Source organism: Alteromonas aestuariivivens, from assembly GCF_003367475.1.
Lineage (GTDB): Bacteria > Pseudomonadota > Gammaproteobacteria > Enterobacterales > Alteromonadaceae > Alteromonas > Alteromonas aestuariivivens.
Genome location: NZ_QRHA01000006.1, coordinates 38,338 through 63,401, shown reverse-complemented (window position 1 = coordinate 63,401; position 25,064 = coordinate 38,338). Strand labels below are relative to the sequence as shown.

Sequence of the window (25,064 nt, the reverse complement as noted above, 5' to 3'; positions counted from 1 at the left end):
GTAAATGAAACTGCGCAACTGGTCCGGTGCGCTGCACAAGTGGCTGGGCCTGATTTTGGCGGGCTGGTTACTGCTTATGGCAGTAACCGGCTCAGTTCTGTTGTTTAAAGTGCCATTGCTGAAATGGCAGTATGCCCAGTTACAACTGCCGCAGCCAGTCACGCCCCCGCAAAGTGCCAGCTTGCTGGATGCACTCCCCTCCCCTTTATCAGAAGGCTTTGCTTATCTCCCAACCGCAGACCGCCCCTGGCTGGAGGTGGTTACGTCAGACAAAACTCACTGGTACTTCAACGCCGACGGCCCGGTTTTAACACGTGAACCGCATGGTGATCTGATTAGCTGGCTGGTTGAGCTTCACCATCATCTGGCGCTTGGTGATACCGGCAAAAAACTGCTCGGCCTGCTGGGTCTGGCCAGCCTGGCTTTGATTGTCACCGGGCTGATACGCTGGTGGCCCCGGCACCAAATCAGCCGCCGTCATCTTGCGGTTCGGTGGCACCGCCCGTGGAGCAAACGCGGCCTGCAAACTCTGTGGCAGCTGCACCGAAGTACCGGAGTCCTAATCTGGTTGCCCATTACCCTGTCGTTAACCACAGGCAGCGCCATTATGTATGCCAAGCCTGTTAATCAGACTTTAAACCGCTTGCTGCCTTTTGCCGGCAGCGCTACGCCAACGCCAGATAACACGCCCGCCCCCGCTCTGGACTGGCAAAGCCGATTTGCTCGAGCCCAGGAACTGATGCCCGGAGCAGACATTCGACTGGTGTATCTGGACAAATCCCGCATGCGCCTGAAGCACCCTGATGAATGGCATCCCAATGGCCGCAACTACCTGGCCTTCGATGCGCAAAATGGCGAATTGCTGGAACTCAGAGATGTACGCACCACTGTGCTGGGCAACCGCCTTTCACACACCATTTACCCAATGCACGTGGCAGCCATCGGCGGTGCCCCAATGCTGGTAATGGTTCTTTTAGCCGGATTAGCACTCATTCTGCTGCCACTTACTGGCATCTTATACTTTATTAACCGCAAAAAAACTGGAGCTTTGCCCCACTGAACCCGAAGCATTAAAGCGCAGAACCCATCTGCGCTTTAAATTACTTTTGCTAATGCGAAACCGACAAAAAAGTGGTTTGCGCAACGCGCGTTTAGACCCTAGAATTCGGTCATCTTTTCACCACCCGACATATTCGTCAATTCAGTTGGAACCGACCTGTGGACACCCAGGAATTCATTCAAATCCGTAAATTCATCGTGAAGCTGGGTAAGATGCTGCACAAATACGGTACCCCGGCATTCAGGCTGGAAGCATTTCTCACCGAAGTCGCTCACTATTTGGGGGTTCATGCGTCTTTTGTGTCCACGCCCACGTCACTGACCGTAGTGATTTGGAGTGACCGTCATGAAGACGAATATACTCACGTAGCGCGCCTTCAACCCGGCGAACTGGACATGAATGCCCTTTCTCTGACCGACGACCTGGCCAGCCAGTTGCTCGCAGGCTCTCTGACCCTCAAACAGGCCGATGCAAGACTGGATGAAATTGACGTAATGCCTAGCCCCTACGGTAAGTTCATTACCGGTTGTGCTTTTAGCCTTGCAACCGGAGCTTTTGCAATGCTGATGGGGGCGAGCTGGTCTGAAATTTTCTGGTCCGGCATGCTTGGGTTAATCACTTATTTCTGGAGCCTATGGGCACAGCACTCCAAGCGCGTAAACCTGATGCTCGAACCCGTAACCTCGTTTGTGGTCGGAATCATGGCCTGTGCCATCAGCCGCTATCTTGATCCGGGGATCAACATTCCCCTGATAGTGCTTTCCTCAGTAATCATACTGGTACCCGGGCTTGCTCTTACCATGGGGTTGTCTGAGTTATCGTCACGCAATCTGGTGTCAGGCACTGCCCGCATCATGGATGCCATCATGCAGCTGTTCAAACTCTATTTTGGCGCCTTTCTGGGCGTGGCCACCGGCTTCAGCCTGTTTGGAGAGAACCAGTACCTGCCCGCCGAATCACTGCCCTACTGGGCAACCTGGCTGTCGGTGTTTTTGCTGTGTCTGGCCTTGGTGGCGGTATTCCGCACCCGTCTGAAGCACATTCCCTGGGCCATCGCATCAGCGTTTGTGGCCTATGGCACCACCGTATGGGCATCAGAGTTCATGCAGCAGAATCTGGGTACCTTTGTGGGGGCGTTTGCTCTTGGCGTGTTCGCCAATTCGTTTACCCGGCTGACCAACCAGCCATCCACCATTGTTGGTATGCACGGTCTGATTGTGCTCGTACCCGGGTCCAAAACCTACATCGGGCTAAACTCCTTTATCTCAGGGCAGGATTTGGTGCAGGCCGATCACATCGGCCAGGACGTATTTCTGATTTTCATGTCGCTGGTTGCCGGGCTGATATTCGCCAACGTGGTGATGCCAACCAAAAAAGCACTGTAGCGCTGCGATTTGAATTTTGACCGGCTTGCCCTAATAATATTAGGCGAAACTAATATAAATACAGGAAACAAGTCATGTCCAAATCCTACCCCGAAATTACCCAGCGAATTTCCACCAATCTGAAAGCACTGCGCAGTGACATTCAGGATACCATGCAGGGTTTTTCCGCCATGGCCAAGGCAGCCACTCAGGATGGTGTGCTGGATAAAAAGACCAAGGAACTGATTGCCCTTGCCATTGGGGTTTCCACCCGCTGCGACGGCTGCATCGGTTTTCATGCCAAGGCACTGGTTGATCTTGGGGCGACGAAGGAAGAAGTGGAAGAAACCCTTGGCATGGCCATTTACATGGGTGGTGGCCCCTCGCTGATGTACGCCGCTGACGCCATGCTGGCCTTTGAACAATTCAGCCAGAAATAACTTTTGCTGTTCCAGGCTCCGGCTGTGCTGACAATGCCGCCAGAGCCTGCCTGACCACTTCCTCAAGTGTTGGCCTAACGTCAATTTCAATCACATCGTTCTCCTCTGGGCCTGGCACTTCCAGTACGGCAAGCTGGCTGTCGAGCATACTCGCCTGCATGAAATGGCCCTGCCGTTTTTGCATGCGCTGCAAAATAACCGCCCTTTCACCGTGCAGATACACAAATACAATGCCCGGGTTGCCTGTACGAAGCTGCTCCCGGTAACGCCTTTTTAATGCCGAGCACACCACAACACAACCTTTGTCATTGTGCCCAAACCCGGATATCTCACAGCGAATGCGTTCCAGCCAGGGCGCCCGGTCTTCATCGTTCAAAGGAATACCACGGGCCATTTTATTGATGTTGGCTTCAGGATGCAGGTCATCGCCGTCAATAAACTCCAGGTTCAACTGCCGCGCAAGCTCCTCAGCCACCTTACTTTTCCCAGATCCGCTCACGCCCATTACGATTATTCGTTTATGCAGATTATCTCCGGCCATCCGGTTGCCCCATCCGTTTTCATTGCATTAAATGGTAGAACAACACACTGACGTTCGCCTGACAATGCAAGACGCCGTATTTTACTCCAGCCCATTCTATTTGCTGTTGGTGGGCCTGGTTGCCCTGTTCACGCTGGTATTTTTAATTATACGGTGCCAGTTACACGCGTTTATCGCCCTGCTGCTGGTCAGCATAGGTACGGCACTGGCCTGCGGTATCCCGGCTGAAAATCTGGTGCCTACCCTCTTGTCCGGTCTCGGCTCTACCCTCGCATCGGTAGCGTTACTGGTTGGGCTTGGCAGTATGATTGGAAAAATACTGCAAGTCAGCGGCGGGGCAACTGTGCTGGCCGAAACACTCATCCGGCGTTTTGGCGAAGACAGGGCGCCACTGGCTCTGGGCATTGCCTCACTGTTGTTTGGTTTTCCAATTTTCTTTGACGCAGGCCTGATGGTTATGATGCCCATTCTGATGTCTGTGGCCAGCCGGGTTGGCGGCTCCTCACTTACCTACGCTCTTCCCGCAGCGGGAGCCTTTGCCGTAATGCATGCTCTGGTTCCCCCTCATCCGGGGCCAGTGGCCGCAGGGGAATTGCTGGGTGCCGACCTTGGCCTTCTGTTGGTGTGTGGAATCTGCATTGCCATTCCAACCTGGTATCTGGGGGCTTATTGCTATGGCCTGTACGCCGGAAAACGCTTTTACCTTCCCATTTCCCGCCTGTTTTCTGACCCCGGCGAACTGCCTGTAACAGATGCACAACCGCCGGCCTTCAGCCTGGTATTGGCAATACTGCTTACGCCAGTGCTGCTGATTTTCCTGGATACCGGACTCTCGACACTGCTCGTCGCAGGTGCAATACAACCGGCCTTTTGGGTTGACGCTCTGCGGTTAGTTGGTAAAACCCCCGTAGCCTTACTGATCACGTTGTTGCTGTGTCTGCTGCTGTTTGGCCGACGCTTTGGGCAAAGGCAGCTCAACAAACTGTGCAGCGAATCTCTGGCCCCCATCTGCGTGGTGGTGCTGGTCACCGGAGCCGGCGGGATGTTTGGCGGGGTATTGCGGGCCGGCGGGATTGGTGACGCTTTAGCGGGTGCTCTGAACGATACCGGTATGCCTGCCATTCTGGCCGCTTTTGTGATTGCCGCCTGCCTTCGGGTCGCCCAAGGGTCAGCCACCGTTGCGCTCACAACAACGGCCGCGCTGATTGCGCCTATAGTAGATGCCGCTACCGGGCTGTCATCTTTGGATATCTGCTTTATTGTTATCGCCATAGCCGGCGGCGCAACCGTGCTTTCTCACTTCAACGATTCCGGCTTCTGGCTGGTATCCCGGCTGCTCGACATGGACGAAAAGACCACGCTGCAAACCTGGACAGTGATGGAGACCCTGCTTGGCTGCATAGCGTTTGTGCTCGCTGCCTGCCTCAGCGTGATGCTGTAACTGACGTTCAGCGCAACACGGTTGCGTTAAACGTCAGCAGGTTTATTCAATACGCATCCTGGGAGATAAGGTCGTGGATATACTGAATGGACGGCAGTTTACGCTCCGGCTGATAAAACAGCCGGTTTAACCTGCCGAGCAGATTAACCGTCCGGGACGGGTCGTGGGATTTTACGCGGTGTTCACTGGTGGTCTGCAAAAACTCCCATGGCTGCAGATTCAGGTAGGCAATATGCTCTGTGGTAATGCCCTGATTGCGGATGGTACTCAAAATACGTTCGGTTTTGCTTTCCGCAATGGGAATGATCACGCTGGCGTAAACATCGCTAATGGGGGCCCCCACAGCAGCCAGTGTGTGATTAATGGCGTTCCAGGTAAAATCATGGTCCGGATGCGCGCCTTTGGGAGCATAGAAGCCCATAACCTCCCATTCCAGCTCGGCATTACTCACAGCTATGGAACTTTCCACCTCGGGAGAATACGACAAATCCGGCCGGGCGCCTATGTTGTATGCATCAACCGAAAACGCTACACACATCACCAAATCCCCCATCACTGCAGGGTTCTGATAGAGGGCCTCAAACGCCGCCCGCTTTACACCCATCCAGCCATGCACCGCACTGGGCTGATGCACGAACGCACGAACATCGTCCGGTAAATCCTCTCCGTATTTGTCAATCAACAGCGGTAACGGATCGAGATCAGGATCGTCGTCCGGCAGCCACACTTCGTATTCCTGGCGGTTATCTGCCTTCCCTCGGCTTTTTATGCCATAGGACAAATTCACCGGCCGGCAAATTGAACGGTCTTCGTCCACGCGGTGGAAATATTCCGAACGCATGCGTTTTATGAAAGGGGCATCCAACCCTGCTAAAGCCGCCGTAGGGTAACGGTACCCTATTTCGCTGTGGGTAATTGGCGTGAGGCTGCGCACTGAGTCTGTGAGGATCTGGCGAACTCCTTTAAACAAATCCACACTCGGCACCACAATACTGCGTTCCGGTTCAATGGTGAGCCGTTCACCGTTGGGGCCGATGAACTTGGGGGTTTTATGAAATTCATAATCCGTGAGCCCCAGCGATTGTGCGGCAAGGTTACGAAACCGGGCCAGTTCTGAAAATAACGCGGAATGGTCCCGGGAGTACTTAAACAAAGGCCGATGCTGCATCCTGTCCATGATCATTCCTCAGTTAACACACAGATTCAGTGTGCCACAACCAGGCTAAATCACCAATCACAGAAACGAACAAAAAAGAGAACACTCTTCCAACCGCGCGTCAATATTTAACCCACTGATATCACTGGATAATAATTTGGTGCACGGGTATGCTGGCCTCAATCGGATTAAATTTTATACGGCCATCGGCACGGCAAAACCTACGGAGCCACTATGCAGCACCCTCAACCCTCGCCTTCCATGCGGCAGATTTTCGTGCTGGTTTTCAGCATCATTGCTACCTTGTATCTGCTGACCGAGGTGTTGTCTCAATCCATCCAGATAGCTTTGCTGGCAAGCTGGTTTCTCATTATGGCTCTGGGAAAGGTAAATGGCGTCAGTTACCCGCGTATGCAGCACGGGCTAATTCAGGGTATCAGTAAGGGTATGGATGCCATACTGGTCCTGATGGCCGTGGGCGCATTGATTGGCAGCTGGATGGCCGGCGGCGTCGTACCCAATATCATATATCTGGGCTTGTCCATTATGAGCCCCGACATCTTCCTGTTTGCGGCCTTTATCATCTGTTCGGTTACCTCGGTTGCTACCGGCACCTCTTTTGGAACTGTTGGCACAGCGGGTATCGCAATGATGGGAATTGGCGCAGGGTTCGGCCTGCCACTGCCCCTGGTCGCCGGCGCCGCCATCTGCGGCGCATACGTGGGCGACAAACTGTCGCCCCTGTCGGATACTACCGTGATGACCGCATCCCTGTGCAGGGTCAGCCTGGTTTCTCACATCAAGTCCATGCTGTACGTCAGTGGCCCGGCCTTTTTGATTACCGCCATTTTATTTCTGTTCACCGGTTTTGCATTTGATTTGGGCGGCAGTACCAGTCGAGCTGAAGAGGTAATGGCCACGATCAGCGAAATTTACCCTATCGCATGGTACATGCTGATACCTGCGCTGGTGGTAGTAGCACTGTTGATAATGCAGATGCCGGCAGTGCCGGTGATCCTCCTGGGCGCATTACTGGGTGTGGTTTGGGCTTATGGATTTAGCGACAAAACCCTGACAGAAGCACTGACAACCCTTTACCGGGGCAATGTCATCAGCACCAGTGATTCGTTCATTGGCATCCTGCTCAATCGCGGCGGCATTACTTCAATGCTGGAAGTGATTCTGCTGGTGATCCTGGCACTTGGCCTGGGGGGCCTGATGGAAGTTACTGGTGTACTCGCTACCATTGCAAATCGCCTGCAACACTGGGCCAGCACACCCGGACGGCTGGGAGTCTCCACCATACTGGCCGGCGTTCTGGGCAATATGCTCGGTGGTGCAGCCTATGTTGCGTTGATCACTGCCAGTACCATAACCGGTAAGAACTACCAGGCCATGGGCATAGATCGCCGGGTGCTGTCGCGCAACGCAGAAGCCGGTGGCACTATCACAACCCCCATGATCCCCTGGACTGACGGCGGTGTATTCATGGCAACCACGCTGGGCGTGGCGACAGGCACCTACCTGCCGTTCCTGTGGTATCACATTCTGGTACTCGTTATCAGTGTGATCTACGCCTATACCAACTGGTTCAGTTTCCGCGATGAAAATCCCGGTGCGGAGCAAAAAGCAGTGCACCCACAAGCCTGATAACGTGGCAAGACCCACGCACTGAACAGGCATGGGAAACTTGCGAAATTACCCTCCTGCATCCATTGTTAGCCTAGGGTGTGTTTATCTTTGTTCATTGTTTATGCAGTTGGTCATTATTGCGCCAGGCAATCGCAAATGAGTGAGGTTTAGTGGGTCTAAATGAGCGAATTTGTGGGCAGTACGGCGCAATAATGGCCACTGCCCAGCGGGTTGCACCTAAAATGGCCGATAGCCGCGTTGTCGCTGACTTATTTGGATTGCCAAACTGCGTCACCGACGCCTTGTTCTCAGCCATTTTAGTTTCCAATATAAATAATGAACAAAGATAAACACACCCTAGACTGTTCGCCATCAGGAATGCTACGGATGCGCCACTCTCCCCCAGAACAAAACGGTTGCGGGGAAACCCATCGGGTATTTAACCAGCCCGCACCGCTGGAAAATTACAACGTCTATCAGGCCGACCGGATTTTACAGTTCTGGGTTAAGCGTTTTGATGGAGACTGGGGTGATGCGCGGCTTAGCAAATTCGGTGAAAGGGTGGGCCATGATTTATTGGCCGCCGGCTTTCTGGCTAATAAACATCGCCCGGAATTAAGTTCTCATGACCGCTTTGGCAGGCGTATTGATGAAATAGCCTACCACCCGGCTTATCATCAGCTGATGGCTCATGCCATCGAATCAGGTCACTGCAGCCTGCCCTGGACCGAACCTCAACCGGGTGCACATGTTGTACGCGCTGGTCTGGCTTATTTACATACCCATGCAGACCCCGGATCAGGCTGCCCACTCACCATGACCTTTGCCTGTGTTCCGGCACTCCGCCAACAGTCAGACATGGCAAAGCGCTGGCTGCCTAAAATACTGGCACCGCAATACGCCCCTGAAAACCGCCCTTGGTACAACAAACCAGGCGTCACCATTGGAATGGCGATGACCGAAAAGCAAGGCGGGTCGGATGTGCGCGCCAATACCACCAACGCCACGCCTTTAGGCAAACCGGGGCCCGGACAGCGCTACTCGCTCAGCGGCCACAAATGGTTTTGTTCTGCGCCCATGAGCGATGCGTTTCTAATGCTGGCCAAAGCCGGAGAACAGCTTTCGTGCTTTCTGGTTCCCCGCTGGTGCGAAGACGGCAGTAAAAACCCTATTCACATTCAGCGCCTGAAGAACAAGCTGGGTAACTGTTCCAACGCCAGTGCCGAGATTGAACTGCGCGGTGCACAAGGGTGGCTGCTGGGGGAGGAAGGAAGAGGCATTGCCACCATTATTCAGATGGTCGCACTAACCCGCTACGACTGTATGCTGGGCTCCAGTGCGTTAATGGCCCAGGCAGCCAAGGAAGCAATCTGGCACACTGCCGGGCGTGATGCGTTTGGCAAAAACCTGCATCAACAACCGCTAATGCGAAACGTGCTGGCCGACCTCGCTCTTGAAGCAGAGGCAGCGCTGGCGGTCAGCATGCGGGTAGCGCACGCACTGGACCAGTCTGATGGCTCCGAACAAGCCTCACTGGTGCGCTGCGCCACAGCGATTGGCAAATACTGGCTTTGCAAACGGGCGGTACAGCACACCTATGAAGCCATGGAATGCATTGGCGGAGTTGGCTACGTGGAAGAAAACGTCGCCAGCCGCCTCTATCGTGAAGCACCGGTTAATGCCATATGGGAAGGCTCCGGCAATATTCAGTGCCTGGACCTGCTGCGCATCATTGAACGGGAACCCGCCAGCATGGAAGCAATGGAACGGGAACTGATTGCAGCGCGTGGCGAATATCTTGGATACGACCAATATCTGGATGACGTTATCCAAAATCTGCGTGATTCACAGGATTTACATTCCCATGCGCGCCAGAGAATGGAGCAACTGGCGCTGGCCTGGCAGGCAGCGACCCTGATCAAATATGGAGAGCCTCTTATCGCCCAGGCGTTTGTCGACAGCCGACTTGCCCCCGCGCAATACCACCAGTTTGGTACACTGAACTGCAGGAACATTGACCTGCCGGCCATCATCAAACGGGCAATGCCACATCTGTAGCCCCACAGCCAGAGAATTCCGGAATGCACACTGGTTTAACTTTTCCAGTAAAAACCATGGCACTCGATACCTTAAGCATGCTATTTCTACGCTACATCGTAATACCCGTGCTTACCCCCACTACTGATACAGGACCCCTGCCATGCCCCATTGTGTGATCGAATACGCCAGGCCAATTGAAACCCAACTATCACCTTCATCTATCGTCAGTACCGTTCACAACGCTGCGCTTGGCTCCGGGCTGTTTTCACCTGCAGCAATTAAAACCCGTGCCGTTGCCTGTGAATACTATCTGGTTGGTGGAAAGGATGCGGAATTCATACACGTTACCCTGAGCATTCTTGAAGGCCGGAGCGACGAACAAAAATCCGCCCTTTCAGTCTCCATACTTGAAGCTCTTTGCGCGCTTACCGATGACTCCGTTGCCTTGTCGGTGGACGTTCAGGACATGAACAAAAGCTGTTATGCAAAACGCGCCTGAATACATCAGGCGCACACTCTATTTTCAGCTCACATCAAAATCGTCCAAACTAACTCTCCCCCACTCAGTTACTCCACAACGCCCCTCGCATGCGAATTTTTATTTGCTATCAATAACATGATGCAAATTGTGTTTTATTTTTATGCGCCTTTATGAATGAGATGTAAATTTTATTGGTTTAAATCGATCCAAACGTGAGCGTTTATGAGCTATAATGCTTGACTATGTTCATTTGAGGTGTAACATCAAGTACCTTACTTGATGCCAAGATCTTTTAATAACGACTTTGATAATATTGGAGTTAAGTGCAAGATGCCGATCAAAAAAGAAGAGTTTAAGTTTGTAAATTACAGTTGGGATGATGCTGTAGCAAATGAGTTAACTCCAATAGGAAGCCTTGTATACCGTTCAAACATCCTCGGTGCAGACCAGAGAATTACCAATACCGGTGGAGGAAATACCTCAGCCAAGCTCATGGAAACCGACCCTCTGACCGGAGAACAGGTTGAAGTGTTGTGGGTAAAAGGCTCAGGCGGTGATTTGCGCACCGCAACCAAAGAAAATTTTTCCTCGCTGTACCAGGACAAACTGCGCGCTCTGGACAACACCTACCAGTCATTCCCGAACAAAGGCTATAAGTCTGAAGGTGAAGATGCCATGGTGGGCATGTTCAAACACTGTAACTTCTGCCTGAACCCGCGCGCTTCGTCTATTGATACCCCGCTTCACTCGATGATTGAAGAAAAGCACGTTGACCACCTGCACCCAAATGCGGTCATTGCCGTGGCGTCCTGTAAAGACCAGCGTGAACTGACCGAAGTTATCTGGGGCGGACAAATGGCGTATGTGCCCTGGATGCGTCCCGGTTGGGAAGCGGCCAAAGTGTGTGAGCAAACCTATGCCGAAAATCCAGATATTGTAGGGATCCTGTTGGGTCAGCACGGCCATACCAACTGGAACAGTGAAAGCAAGAGCTGTTACGAAACCTCACTGTGGGTTATCGAGACTGCGGCACGGTACATTGAAGAGCACGACAAGGGTGAAGACACCTTTGGTGGTGCCAAGTATCAAAGCCTGCCGGAGCAGGAAAGAAATGAACTGTTAAGCAAATTCCTGCCTGTTGCCCGTGGACTATTGTCGAACAAGGTCAAATTCATTGGCACCGTACAATCTGACGACACTGCTTTGCGCTTTGTTAACAGTGTTGACGCCCCGCGCCTGGCAAAGCTGGGTACATCCTGCCCGGATCACTTCCTGCGCACCAAAATCCAACCCTTGTACGTCGACTTTGACCCTCAGCAGGACAGCTTCGAAACACTGGTGGAAAAATTCGAGAAAGGCATAGATCAATATCGCCTGGATTACATCGATTATTACAATACCTGTAAGCGCGAAGATTCTCCGCCGATGCGCGACCCGAGCCCAACAGTAGTTCTGATCCCGGGCGTCGGCGTAATTGGCTGGGGTAAAAACAAGAGTGAATCCCGTGTTACCACTGAATTTTATAACTGCGCAATTGAAGTTATGCGCGGTGCTGAAGCCATCAGTGAGTACACTGCACTGCCCATGCAGGAAGCGTTCGACATTGAATACTGGGCGCTGGAAGAAGCCAAACTGCAACGTATGCCGAAAGAAGCACCATTGGCCAGAGACGTCGTTGTTGTTATTGGTGCTGGCGATGGCATTGGTAAAGAAACGGCTTTCCGTGTGGCCAAAGAAGGCGCTCACGTTGTGTGTGCTGATTTGCGTTTGGAAGCAGCACAGGCAACCGCAGACGAGTTAACTTCAATCTACGGTCAGGGTATCGGCGTAGCCGGTACCGGAATCTCCAGCTGTGGCCCGGCTATTGCCCTGGGCGTTGACATCACCAAGCGGGAAAGCGTAAAAGCAATGTTTGATCAGGTTACGCTGGCCTACGGTGGCATTGACAAAGTTATTGTTACTGCCGGTGTCTTTTTGGCTCCCGGCCAGGCAGGCATGAGCAATGACCAGCAATTCGATGTAAGCTTCGCGGTGAATGTCAAAGGTGGTTACATCGTTGGCACCGAAGCAAACGAAATCTGGAAGGCACAAGGTCTGCCGGGCGCACTGGTATTAACCACCAGTGTAAATGCGGCGGTATCCAAGAAAGGCTCTTTGGCTTATGACACGTCAAAAGCAGCAGCCAACCACCTTGTGCGCGAACTTGCAGTGGAACTTGCACCGCTGGTTAACGTGAATGGACTTGCGCCTGCAACCGTGGTTAAAGGCAGCACCATGTTCCCACGTGACCGCGTAATTGCCTCGCTGGCAAAATACAATGTTGAGTTTTCCGAACAGGATTCTGATGACGTATTACGCGACAAGCTTGCTAACTTTTACGCACAGCGCACCCTGACAAAGCAACCTATAACTCCGGCAGATCAGGCTGAAGCAGCTTATCTTATGGTGTCTGGCCAGTTGAGCAAAACTACCGGGCAAATTATCAGTGTTGACGGTGGTCTTCACGAAGCGTTCTTACGCTAATCGAACAATACAGGACACAGTATGACTATACGTATCGATAAAGCTCTGATTGCAGAACAAAATGACAAGTTGTTGAGCGACTTACAGGAAGACTACCAGGCTCTGGGCAACAAACTGGCGCGCTCCGACATCAACATTGACGAAATTACAGCCAAGGCTGAACAGTTTGAAATCGCCGTTCCCTCTTGGGGAACAGGCACGGGAGGCACACGCTTTGCCCGTTTCCCGGGGGTCGGTGAGCCTCGCAACATTTTTGAAAAGCTGGAAGACAGTGCGGTCATCAACGATCTGTCCCAGTGTACCGGGCGGGTTTCGCCCCACTTCCCATGGGACAAGGTTGACGACTTCACTGAACTGAAGCAGTTTTCCGACGAACTGGGTCTGCGTTGGGATTCCATCAACTCCAACACTTTCCAGGATCAACCCGGACAGGAACACAGCTTCAAATACGGCAGCCTGAGCAACACCAGTGCCGCTTCTCGTGAACTGGCTATTCAGCACAATTTGGATTGCATTGAATGGGGTAAAACCCTTGGTTCCAAAACCCTGACCGTTTGGGTTGGCGACGGTTCCAACCATCCTGGCCAGCAGCACTTCCAGCACGCCTTCGAGCGCTATCTGGACAGCATGAAGAAAATCTATGCCGGCCTGCCAGCCGACTGGGAAATGCACATTGAACACAAAATGTTCGAGCCTGCATTTTACTCCACGGTTATTCAGGACTGGGGCAGCAACATCCTGGCCGCAATGGAACTGGGTGAACAGGCCAAGTCACTGGTAGACCTGGGTCACCACGCGCCTAACGTTAACATTGAAATGATCGTATCCCGCCTGATTCAGTTCAAGAAACTGGGTGGTTTCCACTTCAATGACAGTAAATACGGCGACGATGACCTGGACAGCGGCAGCCTGCATCCTTATCAACAGTTCCTGATTTTCAACGAACTGGTTGATGCGGAATACCGCAATCAGGAAGGCTTCAACCCGAATTACATGCTGGATCAGTCGCACAACGTAACCGACCCGATTGAAAGTCTGATCAACTCTGCGGCCAGTGTACAACGTTCCTATGTTGGCGCACTGCTGGTAGACCGCAGCAAACTGACTGAGTATCAGAACAGCAACGACGCGTTAATGGCAAGCAATACCCTGAAAGCTGCGTTCAATACCGACGTATCGCCAATTCTGGCGATGGCCCGCTACAAGAAAGGCGGTGCCATTGACCCAATCGCTACCTACCGAAGCGCAGGTTATCGCTCGGCGGTAGCGGTCAAGCGCCCCAACAGTGGCGGAAACGGCTCAGGTATCGTATAACGGCCCTTCAAATGACCGGATCGGTAATACCGCCCCCCTACCGGCAGTGTTACCGATTCTTTGTCTCAGAATAATAATAAGCGCCGATTACTTACCTGGAAGACAATGATCGGTGTACTGGAGGTAAAATGTCGACATCAGAAGAGTTTGAAACCAAGCCGGTCCATCCCGAGAAGTTGCAATCGGCCAAAACGTTCGCGGCAAGCTATGCTGGCGAGCACGTAGCCGGCACCGAATTTGTTATCGGAGCCTTGTTCGTTTCCTGGGGCGTTGGTGCCACTGACGTACTCATAGGTTTGTTGTTCGGCAACCTGCTTGCCGTGCTGACCTGGGGCCTAATTACTGCCCCTATCGCCACCGACACCCGCCTGACCCTATACGCCTATCTTGAAAAAATTGCCGGTCCCGGCACCATCAAACTCTACAGCATTGTCAACGGCGTGCTGTTTTGTGTGTTGGCGGGGGCCATGATCACCGTATCCGCGTCAGCCGTAAGGATACTGTTCGGCATTGAAGACCAAGTCGGGTATTTACCCACCGATTTGCGCTTTGTACTGGTTGTATTGGGCGTTGGTGCCGTTGTTGTCTATATGGCGGTAAAAGGCTTCAAGAAACTGGCAGCCTTCGCCGAAGTCTGCGCTCCCTGGATGATTCTGATGTTCGTGGTAGGCGCCATGGTCATGTTACCTACATCCGTCGCCGCTACCGCAGGTGTAGATGGTATCAGCAGTTTTGGTGATTTTCTCAGAGTCGCCAATGAATCTATCTGGAAAGATACGGACGGCGAAATTGGCATTTTGCATGTTGCCGCATTTGCCTGGGTAGCCAACCTTGCCATGCACGGCAGTCTGGGTGACATGACGCTACTGCGCTTTGCCAAAAATTCAAATTACGGTTACTTCTCGGCTCTGGGCATGTTCATTGGCCATTATCTGGCCTGGATATGTGCAGGGATTATGGGTGCCGGTGCTGCAATTCTGCTGAAAACCACCATTACCGCCATCGACCCGGGCACAGTCGCCTATCAGGCACTGGGTGCCAGTGGCATCCTGGCAGTGATTATTGCCGGCTGGACCACCTCCAACCCAACCATTTACCGCGCTGGTCTGGCGTTCAGCTCACTCAACAACAGCTGGAGCCGCGCCAAGGTCACTACCGTTGTGGGTGTGATCACCACCATCATCGCCTGTTCTCCGTTCGTCTTCTCAGGGCTGCTGGGGTTTGTTGGGTATATGGGCCTTCTGCTCGCCCCTGTTGGCGCCATTATTGTGGCTGAGCACTGGATATTCCCAAAAATCGGATTCACCCGCTACTGGTCTACCTACAAAGGAAACACCACCAACGTTGCGGCGTTCGCAACCTGGATTGTTTCAATGGCTGTAGGCGTATTTGTTGAGCAGTCCGGCTGGTTGCACCTGTTCTTTATTTTGATTCCTCTGTGGACCTTCTCCACTGTGATGTATATCGTATTAGCATCACTGATGGGCGCGAAGGACTCTTATCCTCAGGCCGAAGCGGCCGAACAGGCAGAACTGGCCCGCAAACAGGAGGAAAGAGCGTATCTGGCGAAACCTCAGGCAGACCAGCAAGAGCTGTCGCCCAAAGCGCCTCTGGTTGTAAAACTGGCCAAATACACAGCCTGGGCATCGCTGGCCGCATGTGTCTGGATAGGCGCAGCCGCATACGTTACCGGTGACATTAGCTGGGCTACAGACTGGCTTATCATGCCCACGCTCATTTACTTCGTCACGGCAACCTACGCATACCTTGAAGGCAGCAAAGCCGAAGAGTGCCAGCAAGTCAGCGTACCTGAAATGAATTAGCGGTTAATCCTGCCGAAACGGGATTAACTTCAGTCTGTACGACAAAGCAACATCAGCAAGGATTCGGTGTTGCTTTGCTTTTGGACGTGGCTAATACCGTTCGTTATGTGATTAATTGAAAGGAGCATCAATGACTAACTTACGCACTATGGTGCCAGCAGGCGTCGTCAGTGAACAGCATGCCAAAGTTCTGTTTGAGTATGCCAAAGAGAATAATTTCGCCTACCCGGCTGTGAATGTAGTGAGCACCAATTCGGTCAATGCTGCGCTCGAGGCTGCACATGAAGTGAAATCCCCAATCATCATTCAGCTGTCCTACAGTGGTGCCGCCTTTTTTGTCGGTAAAGGTGTACCATTAAGCGGCCATGAACCGTCCATTGCCGGTGCCATCGCCGCCGCCCACTACGTACATTGCGTAGCAGAGCATTACGGCATACCCGTCATTCTGCATACGGACCACGCGGCTAAAAAGCTGCTGCCCTGGATTGATGGCTTGCTGGATGCAGGTGAAAAGTATTACGCCCAACACGGCAAACCTTTGTTTACCTCCCACATGCTCGACCTGTCTGAAGAAAGCCTGGAAGAAAATATCAGTATTTCAGCTACTTACCTGGCCAGGCTCAGCAAACTGGATATGGGAATTGAAATTGAACTGGGTTGCACCGGAGGCGAAGAGGACGGTGTCGACAACACCGGTATTGACAGCTCAGAGCTGTACACCCAGCCTGAAGACGTCGGCTACGCGTACGAGCAGCTTTCGAAAGTCAGCAGCGCATTCACCATTGCGGCGTCATTTGGTAACGTTCACGGCGTTTACAAACCCGGCAACGTCAAGCTTACTCCGGTGATCCTGAAAAACTCCCAGGAATTCGTTGCACAAAAATACAGTTTACCTGCCAAGTCCCTGAATTTCGTTTTCCACGGTGGTTCAGGTTCACAACCGTCTGAAATTCAGGAAGCCATCAGCTATGGTGTTATAAAGATGAATATCGATACCGACACTCAATGGGCGTGCTGGCAAGGGTTACACCATTACTACAAAGAGAAAAAGGATTATCTGCAGTCACAGATAGGTAACCCCACCGGCCCAGATGCACCAAACAAGAAATACTACGACCCCAGGGTTTGGCTGCGCCACATTGAGCAATCTATGGCATCCCGGCTTCGTCTTGCTTTTGAAGAGCTGAACTGTCTGTCCCGGTATTAGCGTTTTGTGATTCGAACGGCATTAACTAAAAAGCCCGCTGCAATTCTGCAAGCGGGCTTTTTTTATGCCATCGGTTTTCTAGGGCCTCAGTATTCATCAGGCAATATGGCTTTTTTGGTATATCTGGTCGAACTCATCAACCTGCTGCTTTGAACCCATCGCCACGGATACCCGCTGATGCAGAGAGCGAGGCTGAAGGTCCAGAATTCTGGCTCCGAGGCAGGTTGCCTTGCCACCACTGTTCTCAACAATCATTGCCAGCGGGTTGGCTTCATACAGCAACCGGATTTTTCCATTCTCATGGCCGCTGCGGGAATCATGGGGGTAAAGAAATAGCCCACCACGGCAGACAATCCTGTGAATATCACCAACCATAGCTGCGTTCCAGCGCATGGAGAGCGGTTGCCCGCAGTCCGCATTGAAAACATTGCGGTTGAAATAGTCCTGCAGCCCCGCCGCCCAGTAACGGTAATTGGCAAGGTTTACCGAAAACTCGTTGGTCACAGACGGCATACGGGCTACCTCTTCGGTCAACAGGTATCCGCCGTGAGTCGAATCAAGGGTGTAACAGCGGGTTGGCCCGCCTGTTGTCATAACCAGTTGGGTAGATGCGCCATATAGCACATACCCGGCACACAACTGCCGGTTTCCGGGTTGCAGGAACTGGAGTTCACTGTCGTCAGCAATACCCTCTACCGCCCGATAAATAGTAAAAATCGTCCCAATCTGGCCGTTCACATCCACATTTGATGAACCGTCAAGTGGGTCAAATGCGACAATATAGGGGGCACCCCGATGGCCGGCGATGACAAAGTCCTCTTCTTCGGAAGCAATCGCGCGCACGCTGTCGTCGCCCAGCAACATGTCTATGAGTAGCTGATTGGCCAACACATCCAGATTTTTCTGCACTTCTCCCTGAATATTTTTATCCAGTGTGGAACCAAGCACCCCGGCAAGTGCGCCCTGGCTGACACGAAAGGAGATTTCCTTTGATGCCGCCAGAATGGTTCGTATCAGCATTATCAGCTCAACGTCGACACGATCTCGTTTCAAAACGGGGATTAATCGCTCCATTACTGCACCTCACACACCGGCTTATTCTTTATCCGTGTTGTTATTCAACAACAGTACTACCAATTCCTTCGGCCCGTGGGCACCATAGGCCAATGTCTGCTGGATATCGGCAGTCTTGGAAGGCCCCGATATCAGCAAAACGTTTGCAGGCAGCTCAGCGCCCCAGTGTTCTGACTTCAGCAGAGTGGCAAAGTCACTGACCATTTTGTGGGTATCCACCAGCACAAAATGCAACGGTGGCACCAGTGACAGAGTGCGCGGTTCATCTTCAGACGGCCACAACACAATGGTACCGGTTGCCGCTATTGAACAACGGGAATGGGTAAAGCTGGCTGGCGCTTCGTCAAACAGCCTGGACTTATTATCGCTTAGCGGGAAGTCATATTTTACTAACTCAATGCCTTCGCTGTCGGAACGGGAAAAGTAGCTTTCCAGCGAGCCTGAAAACTTACCCTTCTGGCCGCAAATCAGTTTACTGATATTGCGTTTCACCAGTTCCCGCTCAATTGCCAGCGGTATCGTTTCAGCGGATACCTCTATGACTTCAGCATGGTTGGCCTGAAGACACTCCGTAAAGCGTGCCAGCGCAGCATCCCGGGACATTGGCGGATAGGCGTAGCTGGGTTCAGCTGGCAGTTTGCCGTAATCGGCGCCAGCAACCTGGGCCTTGAGTTTCTCCAGGATCCGGCCTCTGGCACCGCTGCGTTCAGAATGAATAGTGCTCATGGTTTAGCTCTTGTGTTTTTTCTCTGTGCGACAAGTTCATGCAATGTTTTGGGCGCAATGTGAGGCGCGCTGCGTACCGACGTCCAGGGCCCAATTTTGGCGGGCATGAACTTGTGCAGCCGGGTGGCCAGCCACATTGATGCACGATAAAGCGCGGGGTGCCGGTGCATGGCGCTCCAACCCTGCCATATCAGGGCTTCTGTGGTTTTTCGATTAGCCCCCTCCCCGCCCATTACGGTTTCCTCCGGGCCCGCTACCTTCACACTTTCCTGACGCAACCTGAGCAGCAGCTTTGGAATGGGAATTTTGACCGGACATACCTCACCGCACGCACCGCACAGCGACGAAGCCGTTGGCAGATCCTTGGTTGCATCCAGTCCGAGCATATGGGGAGAAATAATCTTGCCAATCGGGCCAGGGTAAACCGTTCCGTATGCGTGACCGCCAATGCGTTTGTACACAGGGCAATGGTTCATGCAGGCACCGCAGCGGATACACTGCAATGTCTGACGCAGTTCTTCGTCGGCAAACGCCTGGCTGCGGCCGTTGTCGAGCAACACCAGATGCACTTCTTCCGGGCCATCTTTCTCGCCGGGCTGGCGTGGCTTGGTGATCATGTTGAAGTAGGTAGTGATGGCCTGACCGGTTGCACTGCGGGTGAGCAAACTGAGCAGCGGCGGCACATCATCAAGCCATTCCACCACCTTCTCAATGCCGGTCATGGCAATGTGTACGTTCGGAACCGCAGTACACATCTGGCCGTTGCCTTCATTTTCCACAAGGCACAAGGTGCCGGTTTCGGCCACGGCAAAATTGACGCCGGTTATCCCCACATCAGCATGTTTGAACTTGTCACGCAAAACCCGACGCCCTTCGTTGATGAGTTTGTCAACATCGGTGGTGTGTTCAAAGCCAGGGATGTTTTTTGCGAACAGGTCTGCAACCTGATACTTGTTCTTATGAATGGCCGGCACGATGATGTGGGAGGGCTCCTCCTTGGCGAGCTGGACGATATATTCGCCCATATCCGCTTCCAGACATTCAATACCGAACTTTTCCAGATACGCGTTGAGCTCGGTTTCCTCGGAAACCATAGATTTGCCTTTTACTACCCTGGTGGCTTCGCGCTTGCTGATGATGCGCTGAATAATGCTGTTGGCTTCTTCTGTAGTTTCAGCCCAGTGCACCTGAATGCCATTGCGGGTCAAATTGTCTTCGAGCTGCTCCAGCAGATACGGTAATTTGAGCAGGCAGCGCTGCTTGATCAAACGGCACTGCTCACGCAGCGTTTGCAGTTCCAGCTCGTCAGGAAACGCACTTTTGCGACGCTCGGAAAGAAACTTCATGGCACCACGAAAGTTTTCTCTCAGCTCTTCGTCTGCCAAATCCCGCTCGACACTGGTACGGAAATTCTTTGCCTTGGCGGTATGTTTTGATGGTGCCGGATGATGAATATTAACTGTCACGACGGCTCTCCATCTGTGCCACCAGTAACCCGGGAAAGCAGATAACTGGCAATATGTTCGCCCCGCAATGACTGCTTCTGGTATTCCAGCGAACCATTAATGTTCATGCGGCAGCCGTTGTCAGCAGTAACATAGCGAACCACATCTGCCTCCAGCAGGCTCTGGGTTTTATCAGCCACCATTGCAGCAGAAATATCGGCATGCTTCACTGCAAAGGTACCGCCAAAGCCGCAACATTCGCTCTCATTTTCGTGGGTGATCAGGGTGACATTTTCCAGTTGGCTGAGCAGTGCACGCCCAGTAATGTGTACTCCCATTTCCCGCCGTGCTGCACAGGACGTGTGCAGAGCGACCTTTTCACTGGCCCCCTTGTCCTGCAACTTGATTTTCAGTACGTGAACCAGAAACTCGGTAAATTCGAAAATCCTGTTGCAAAAGTCTTCTATACCCGGCTCATCACGCAGCAAATCTGCGTAATGGTGGCGCATCATGCCTCCACAGGATCCGGAAATAATCACAATCGGAATTTCCAGGGGGAACTGTTTGATTTGAGCCAGCGCCACTTTGCGGGCCTCTTGCTCATAGCCAGAATTGTACGCAGGCTGGCCACAACAGGTTTGCCCCATTGGGAAGAGCACTTCAATACCTTGCTGCTCAAGCAGGGTAATGGCGTCCATTCCCGACTCCGGAAACAGCGTGTCGGCCAGACAGGTTCCGTACAAATAGACCTTATCCGGCCTGGCAGGATAATCCCTGAGATGCTGACTGTTGAGAATTGCCATACCACTCCCTTACTCATGCTGGCATTGGTTATTCAGGTGACTATACCGCTCGCCCTTTTATATGTATATTGGCATTAATTAAATTAACTATTTCCCAAAAAAGCATAATAGGTAAGCAATGATAGGTGCATCTGAGTTGGTGATATTTGCCGCCGTGGTGGAGGAAAAATCCTTCAACGGCGCAGCAAGGAAAACCGGGCTGTCGAATACCGTTGTCAGCAAGAAAATTTCTGCGCTGGAAGCTGAGCTCAACACCCAGTTGCTGTATCGCACCACCCGAAAACTGAGCTTGACCGACGCGGGCAGAACCTTGTACCAGCACGCAAAAGGGCTCAACCAGCAGGCCAGCGACGCATTCACTGCCGTGAATGAGCTTTCGCGCGATATCTCCGGCCACATCACCATGTCGGTTCCCACCATTTCCGGTGAACTGCTGTTAGCCAAAGTGATTTCGGAATTTTGCCGTACCTACCCTAATATCACCATCGAACTCAGGCTGGAAAACAAACTTGTGGATCTGGTGGAGGACGGCGTAGATCTTGCCATCCGCACGGCCGAACTCAAAGACTCATCACTTATCGCAGTTCCCCTGCTGCAATCCAACTGGGTAGTGTGTGCCTCACCCGCTTACCTGGGATCTTCGGCACCACTGGACTCTATCGACGACCTCAAACAACACAATTGCCTTTGCTACGACTTACAAACCAACGGCAGTAACGAGTGGCGCTTCGGCAGTAAAACCAAATCCCGTGCCATTCGGGTGTCAGGGAGTATGTCGTCCAACAACGCACTGACGCTGAAAAAAGCAGCCCTGTATGACACTGGGGTGATCTATGTACCCAAATGCAGTGTGTACGAAGAATTGCAGGCGGGCGCTCTGGTAGAAGTATTATCGGAGCACCAACCCCGCTCGCTGGGCGTGTTTGCGGTTTACCCATACACCCGCATGAAGCCAAAAAAAATCGAATTACTCATCCAGAGTATCAAGGCAGCCTACCAGGACCTGCGGCATTACTTCGAATGATCCCCGTCCTGCAATAAAAAAGGCGATAACCAAACCGGTATCGCCTTGGTAATTTGTGCCTTAGCGACACATTAACTTGCGAACTGACGTACCAGGTTATTCAGCGACTCTTTGGCGTCACCGAAAATCATCCGGCAGTTCGGCTTGAAGAACAGCGGGTTGTCGATACCCGCGAAGCCGGTCGCCATACCCCGTTTGAGTACAAAGACGTTTTTCGCCAGGTCGGCATTAATAACCGGCATACCGTAAATCGGGCTGCCTTTCATTTCCCGCGCCGCCGGATTCACAACATCATTGGCGCCAATCACGATGGCGACGTCGAAGTTTTCGATGCGCGGGTTGATTTCGTCCATCTCGAACAGCTTGTCGTAGGAAATGTCGGCTTCAGCCAGCAACACGTTCATATGGCCCGGCATACGACCGGCTACCGGGTGAATGGCGTACGCCACTTCGGCGCCGTTACTTTCGATCAGTTCCTGCAGTTCCTTCATGGCATGCTGAGCCTGGGCAACCGCCATACCGTAACCGGGAATAACCAGCACAGACTGAGCAGCTTCCAGTACATAGAAGGCGTCATCCGGGCTGAGTGCCTTAATTTCACCTTCAATTTTCATATCACTGGTAACCACGGCCTGGAAGCCGGAGGTCAGCACGTTAACCAGTGAGCGGTTCATGGCCTTACACATGATGTTGGTCAGAATGATACCGCTGGCTCCTACCAGCGAACCGGCCACAATCAACAGATTGTTTTCGAGCGCGAATCCCGCCGCACAGGCTGCAAGGCCGGAGTAGCTGTTCAGTAATGAAATCACCACCGGCATATCCGCACCGCCAATGGGCAGAACCAGCATCACCCCCATTAGAAGCGCCAGAGCGATCATCGCATAATGCCACATTGTGACATCAGGCTGCCGAACCAGCAGCACGCCAATTGCAAGGATGGCAATAACCAACGCCACGTTGGCAACTTCCTGGCCTTTGAACACAACCGGACGCCCGACCATGCGCTCACTCAGCTTTGCCCAGGCAATTACACTGCCTGAGAACGTCACCGCACCAATCAGCAGCGCAACCACACTTACCGAGAGCTCAAAGGTAGTGAGAGGATTGTCACTGACAATGGCCGCATAGGCAACCGCAAGACTGGCCAGGCCGCCGACACCGTTGAACAGGGAAACCAGTTCAGGCATCGCGGTCATTTCAACTTTCTTGGCAGCGAAAACACCAATTGCCGACCCCAGCACAATTCCGGCTAGTATCAGCTGGTAAGAGATAATATTGTGATCGAGTAAGGTGACCAGGATGGCTATCAGCATACCCAGAGAAGACAGAATGTTGCCTTTACGTGCCGTCGAAGGGTGACTCAGCAGTTTAAGCCCCATGATAAACAGCAACGCGCAAAATACATAAGTCGCGTTAATCAACAGAGAAAAATCACTCATAACGATTCCTACCGCTTTTTAAACATGGCAAGCATGCGATCCGTAACCAGGTAACCACCCACCACGTTCACCGTAGCCAGCATTACCGCGCAAAAACCCAACCAGGTAGCAATATGCTGGTTTTCGCCACCAGCCAGACTTAACGCACCAATCAGGGTGATTCCCGAAATAGCATTGGCTCCGGACATCAACGGAGTATGCAGCGTAGCGGGTACCTTTCGGATAATTTCGAAGCCAACAAAAATTGACAGTATAAGAATGAAAAGCAAATAGATTCCGGTCATGATGCTTCCTCGACAGGTTCAGGAGTGGCAGGTTCACACAGTGCACGAATGGCGCTGTTGGTCACATCGCCCTGGTGGGTAATCACGGCGTTACTCTGAATTTCGTCATCCAGGTTAACGGTAAATTCATTGGTTTCCTGCTGCCAGAATTCACTCACCAGATGGAACAGGTTGTTCGCGTACATCTGAGAAGCATTGAGGGCAACTTCGTTCGACCAGTTTCCGGTGCCAATCACGGTGACCTGATCGATGACAGTGGTTTTTCCGCCAACCGACCCTTCAACATTGCCACCATTCTCTGCCGCCATATCCACAATCACCGAGCCAGGTTTCATCGCGCTTATGGTATCCAAATCGATAAGAACCGGAGGCTTACGTCCGAACAGTTGCGCCGTGGTGATCACGATGTCCGATTCAGCAATGCACTTGGCCTGGGCTTCTTTTTGCTTTTGGACCTGTTCCTTGGTCAGCTCCTGAGCGTACCCCTGTGCGGTCTGCCCCGTTTCACCCAAATCGATGTCGAGGAATTTTGCTCCTAACGAGCGTACCTGTTCTGCAACCACGCTACGGGTATCAAAGGCCGTAACTGCTGCCCCCATACGCTTGGCGGTCGCAATGGCCTGCAATCCGGCAACACCGGCACCAATTACAAAAACCTTGGCCGGGCGAATGGTACCTGCAGCTGTCATCATCATCGGCAGCACAGTCTGCAGTTCACTCATGGCTTTAATCACCATGGTGTAACCCGCCAGACTGGCCTGGGAGCTGAGCGCATCCATTTTCTGACAGCGAGTGGTACGCGGGATCATCTCCATACTGAGGCTGGTAACCTGATACTGGCTCAACAACTGTACGTACTCCAGGCTCTGAAACGGGTCCAGAAAGCTGATGACCGTTTTGCCTTTCAGCGTTGGAATTTCTTCTTTGGGAAGCTTGTTTACCAACAACACAATATCAGCGTCTTCGAGAAGCTTTTTGCGACTCTCCAAAACTTTTGCGCCGGCAACAATATACTCTTCGTCGGAAATGAAAATTCCTTCACCTATACCCGACTCCACCAGCACTTCTGCACCCAACCGTGTGTATCCTTTCACGTTTATCGGCAACATCGCGCAGCGACGTTCGTTCGCCACGCCTTCTTTCAAACAGGCTATCTTTGCCATAACTTCTCACTCCTGAATAAAAGACACAGCAACACCCCGGCCTACAGGCCGAAATGACACGCATCTTAGATAGGACAACCC

The 25,064-nt window shown here is 52.5% G+C and carries 22 protein-coding genes; 12 read left to right on the top strand and 10 right to left on the bottom strand.

All coding sequences use genetic code 11. The features are described 5' to 3' along the window. The first annotated feature begins 4 nt into the window (after positions 1-4). The 3 genes from DXV75_RS09210 (at position 5) to DXV75_RS09200 (ending at position 2,864) form a co-directional block, all read left to right on the top strand. A complete protein-coding gene (locus DXV75_RS09210) occupies positions 5-1,060 on the top strand; it encodes a PepSY-associated TM helix domain-containing protein (protein ID WP_115593123.1) in 1,056 nt (351 codons plus the stop codon). 158 nt (positions 1,061-1,218) lie between these two features. Beyond that, a complete protein-coding gene (locus DXV75_RS09205; protein WP_115593122.1) occupies positions 1,219-2,445 on the top strand; it encodes a threonine/serine exporter family protein in 1,227 nt (408 codons plus the stop codon). A 74-nt stretch (positions 2,446-2,519) separates the two neighbouring features. Beyond that, entirely contained in the window at positions 2,520-2,864 is a 345-nt protein-coding gene (locus DXV75_RS09200; RefSeq protein ID WP_115593121.1) for a carboxymuconolactone decarboxylase family protein, read from the top strand. Here the strand turns inward: DXV75_RS09200 and DXV75_RS09195 are convergent. After that, positions 2,851-3,369, bottom strand: a complete 519-nt coding sequence (locus DXV75_RS09195; protein WP_281268913.1) for a gluconokinase — start codon at positions 3,367-3,369, stop codon at positions 2,851-2,853. The two genes, DXV75_RS09200 and DXV75_RS09195, sit on opposite strands and share 14 nt — an antisense overlap. A gap of 100 nt (positions 3,370-3,469) precedes the next feature. Between DXV75_RS09195 and DXV75_RS09190 the strand changes: the two genes are divergently transcribed. Next, on the top strand, positions 3,470-4,846 hold the full coding sequence (locus DXV75_RS09190) for a GntP family permease (protein WP_115593119.1): 1,377 nt from the start codon (positions 3,470-3,472) through the stop codon (positions 4,844-4,846). Positions 4,847-4,892: 46 nt separating this feature from the next. Here DXV75_RS09190 and DXV75_RS09185 read toward each other — a convergent pair whose 3' ends face one another. Further along, entirely contained in the window at positions 4,893-6,014 is a 1,122-nt protein-coding gene (locus DXV75_RS09185) for a hypothetical protein (RefSeq protein ID WP_115593327.1), read from the bottom strand. A 222-nt stretch (positions 6,015-6,236) separates the two neighbouring features. Between DXV75_RS09185 and nhaC the strand changes: the two genes are divergently transcribed. Continuing rightward, positions 6,237-7,652, top strand: coding sequence for a Na+/H+ antiporter NhaC (gene nhaC / locus DXV75_RS09180; protein WP_115593118.1), 1,416 nt, complete (start codon positions 6,237-6,239; stop codon positions 7,650-7,652). Between the two features lie 94 nt (positions 7,653-7,746). Here the strand turns inward: nhaC and DXV75_RS09175 are convergent, their stop codons facing one another. After that, entirely contained in the window at positions 7,747-7,950 is a 204-nt protein-coding gene (locus tag DXV75_RS09175; protein ID WP_115593117.1) for a hypothetical protein, read from the bottom strand. Positions 7,951-8,021: 71 nt separating this feature from the next. Between DXV75_RS09175 and DXV75_RS09170 the strand changes: the two genes are divergently transcribed. From DXV75_RS09170 to fbaA, 6 genes are all read left to right on the top strand, one after another. Continuing rightward, on the top strand, positions 8,022-9,692 hold the full coding sequence (locus DXV75_RS09170; protein WP_245953162.1) for an acyl-CoA dehydrogenase family protein: 1,671 nt from the start codon (positions 8,022-8,024) through the stop codon (positions 9,690-9,692). Between the two features lie 142 nt (positions 9,693-9,834). Continuing rightward, positions 9,835-10,173: a 5-carboxymethyl-2-hydroxymuconate Delta-isomerase gene (locus DXV75_RS09165; protein ID WP_115593116.1), complete on the top strand. Its 339-nt coding sequence runs from the start codon at positions 9,835-9,837 to the stop codon at positions 10,171-10,173. Between the two features lie 312 nt (positions 10,174-10,485). Next, positions 10,486-12,678 carry a bifunctional rhamnulose-1-phosphate aldolase/short-chain dehydrogenase gene (locus DXV75_RS09160; RefSeq protein WP_115593115.1) on the top strand — a complete coding sequence of 731 codons (2,193 nt, stop codon included), beginning with the start codon at positions 10,486-10,488 and terminating at the stop codon, positions 12,676-12,678. Positions 12,679-12,699: 21 nt separating this feature from the next. Next, complete coding sequence (gene rhaI, locus DXV75_RS09155) at positions 12,700-13,992, top strand: L-rhamnose catabolism isomerase (RefSeq protein ID WP_115593114.1); 1,293 nt, start codon at positions 12,700-12,702, stop codon at positions 13,990-13,992. Between the two features lie 128 nt (positions 13,993-14,120). Then, positions 14,121-15,815 carry a purine-cytosine permease family protein gene (locus DXV75_RS09150; protein WP_115593113.1) on the top strand — a complete coding sequence of 565 codons (1,695 nt, stop codon included), beginning with the start codon at positions 14,121-14,123 and terminating at the stop codon, positions 15,813-15,815. 130 nt (positions 15,816-15,945) lie between these two features. Then, positions 15,946-17,022 carry a class II fructose-bisphosphate aldolase gene (gene fbaA / locus DXV75_RS09145; RefSeq protein ID WP_115593112.1) on the top strand — a complete coding sequence of 359 codons (1,077 nt, stop codon included), beginning with the start codon at positions 15,946-15,948 and terminating at the stop codon, positions 17,020-17,022. Positions 17,023-17,118: 96 nt separating this feature from the next. Here the strand turns inward: fbaA and DXV75_RS09140 are convergent, their stop codons facing one another. Genes DXV75_RS09140 through DXV75_RS09125 form a run of 4 tightly spaced genes read right to left on the bottom strand, consistent with a single transcriptional unit; the run spans position 17,119 to position 21,070 of the window. Next, complete coding sequence (locus tag DXV75_RS09140; RefSeq protein WP_115593111.1) at positions 17,119-18,096, bottom strand: class 1 fructose-bisphosphatase; 978 nt, start codon at positions 18,094-18,096, stop codon at positions 17,119-17,121. 21 nt (positions 18,097-18,117) lie between these two features. Then, entirely contained in the window at positions 18,118-18,822 is a 705-nt protein-coding gene (locus tag DXV75_RS09135; RefSeq protein WP_115593110.1) for a LutC/YkgG family protein, read from the bottom strand. After that, positions 18,819-20,288, bottom strand: a complete 1,470-nt coding sequence (locus DXV75_RS09130) for a LutB/LldF family L-lactate oxidation iron-sulfur protein (protein ID WP_245953161.1) — start codon at positions 20,286-20,288, stop codon at positions 18,819-18,821. The genes DXV75_RS09135 and DXV75_RS09130 overlap by 4 nt, the downstream gene beginning before the upstream one ends. Continuing rightward, entirely contained in the window at positions 20,285-21,070 is a 786-nt protein-coding gene (locus tag DXV75_RS09125; protein ID WP_115593109.1) for a (Fe-S)-binding protein, read from the bottom strand. Before DXV75_RS09125 ends, DXV75_RS09130 begins: the two co-directional genes overlap by 4 nt. A gap of 118 nt (positions 21,071-21,188) precedes the next feature. Here DXV75_RS09125 and DXV75_RS09120 point away from each other — a divergent pair, with 118 nt between their 5' ends. Then, on the top strand, positions 21,189-22,094 hold the full coding sequence (locus DXV75_RS09120; protein WP_115593108.1) for a LysR family transcriptional regulator: 906 nt from the start codon (positions 21,189-21,191) through the stop codon (positions 22,092-22,094). A 71-nt stretch (positions 22,095-22,165) separates the two neighbouring features. On the opposite strand, the gene DXV75_RS09115 is transcribed toward DXV75_RS09120, so the two are convergent. The 3 genes from DXV75_RS09115 to DXV75_RS09105 are packed head-to-tail and all read right to left on the bottom strand — an operon-like array spanning position 22,166 to position 24,983. Next, positions 22,166-23,536 (bottom strand): NAD(P)(+) transhydrogenase (Re/Si-specific) subunit beta, encoded by a 1,371-nt coding sequence (locus DXV75_RS09115; protein ID WP_115593107.1) that lies wholly within the window; start codon positions 23,534-23,536, stop codon positions 22,166-22,168. Between the two features lie 8 nt (positions 23,537-23,544). Beyond that, positions 23,545-23,820, bottom strand: coding sequence for an NAD(P) transhydrogenase subunit alpha part 2 (locus DXV75_RS09110; protein WP_115593106.1), 276 nt, complete (start codon positions 23,818-23,820; stop codon positions 23,545-23,547). Further along, positions 23,817-24,983, bottom strand: a complete 1,167-nt coding sequence (locus DXV75_RS09105; protein ID WP_115593105.1) for an NAD(P) transhydrogenase subunit alpha — start codon at positions 24,981-24,983, stop codon at positions 23,817-23,819. Before DXV75_RS09105 ends, DXV75_RS09110 begins: the two co-directional genes overlap by 4 nt. Positions 24,984-25,064: the final 81 nt, after the last annotated feature.

Excerpts from the sequence above, each read along its gene's own strand:
- DXV75_RS09210 (WP_115593123.1), top strand. The coding sequence starts at position 5 with ATGAAACTGCGCAACTGGTCCGGTGCGCTGCACAAGTGGCTGGGCCTG.
- DXV75_RS09200 (WP_115593121.1), top strand. The coding sequence starts at position 2,520 with ATGTCCAAATCCTACCCCGAAATTACCCAGCGAATTTCCACCAATCTG.
- DXV75_RS09195 (WP_281268913.1), bottom strand. The coding sequence starts at position 3,369 with ATGGGCGTGAGCGGATCTGGGAAAAGTAAGGTGGCTGAGGAGCTTGCG.
- DXV75_RS09190 (WP_115593119.1), top strand. The coding sequence starts at position 3,470 with ATGCAAGACGCCGTATTTTACTCCAGCCCATTCTATTTGCTGTTGGTG.
- DXV75_RS09185 (WP_115593327.1), bottom strand. The coding sequence starts at position 6,014 with ATGCAGCATCGGCCTTTGTTTAAGTACTCCCGGGACCATTCCGCGTTA.
- nhaC (WP_115593118.1), top strand. The coding sequence starts at position 6,237 with ATGCAGCACCCTCAACCCTCGCCTTCCATGCGGCAGATTTTCGTGCTG.
- DXV75_RS09175 (WP_115593117.1), bottom strand. The coding sequence starts at position 7,950 with ATGGCTGAGAACAAGGCGTCGGTGACGCAGTTTGGCAATCCAAATAAG.
- DXV75_RS09170 (WP_245953162.1), top strand. The coding sequence starts at position 8,022 with ATGCGCCACTCTCCCCCAGAACAAAACGGTTGCGGGGAAACCCATCGG.
- DXV75_RS09165 (WP_115593116.1), top strand. The coding sequence starts at position 9,835 with ATGCCCCATTGTGTGATCGAATACGCCAGGCCAATTGAAACCCAACTA.
- DXV75_RS09160 (WP_115593115.1), top strand. The coding sequence starts at position 10,486 with ATGCCGATCAAAAAAGAAGAGTTTAAGTTTGTAAATTACAGTTGGGAT.
- rhaI (WP_115593114.1), top strand. The coding sequence starts at position 12,700 with ATGACTATACGTATCGATAAAGCTCTGATTGCAGAACAAAATGACAAG.
- DXV75_RS09150 (WP_115593113.1), top strand. The coding sequence starts at position 14,121 with ATGTCGACATCAGAAGAGTTTGAAACCAAGCCGGTCCATCCCGAGAAG.
- fbaA (WP_115593112.1), top strand. The coding sequence starts at position 15,946 with ATGACTAACTTACGCACTATGGTGCCAGCAGGCGTCGTCAGTGAACAG.
- DXV75_RS09140 (WP_115593111.1), bottom strand. The coding sequence starts at position 18,096 with ATGGAGCGATTAATCCCCGTTTTGAAACGAGATCGTGTCGACGTTGAG.
- DXV75_RS09135 (WP_115593110.1), bottom strand. The coding sequence starts at position 18,822 with ATGAGCACTATTCATTCTGAACGCAGCGGTGCCAGAGGCCGGATCCTG.
- DXV75_RS09125 (WP_115593109.1), bottom strand. The coding sequence starts at position 21,070 with ATGGCAATTCTCAACAGTCAGCATCTCAGGGATTATCCTGCCAGGCCG.
- DXV75_RS09120 (WP_115593108.1), top strand. The coding sequence starts at position 21,189 with ATGATAGGTGCATCTGAGTTGGTGATATTTGCCGCCGTGGTGGAGGAA.
- DXV75_RS09115 (WP_115593107.1), bottom strand. The coding sequence starts at position 23,536 with ATGAGTGATTTTTCTCTGTTGATTAACGCGACTTATGTATTTTGCGCG.
- DXV75_RS09110 (WP_115593106.1), bottom strand. The coding sequence starts at position 23,820 with ATGACCGGAATCTATTTGCTTTTCATTCTTATACTGTCAATTTTTGTT.
- DXV75_RS09105 (WP_115593105.1), bottom strand. The coding sequence starts at position 24,983 with ATGGCAAAGATAGCCTGTTTGAAAGAAGGCGTGGCGAACGAACGTCGC.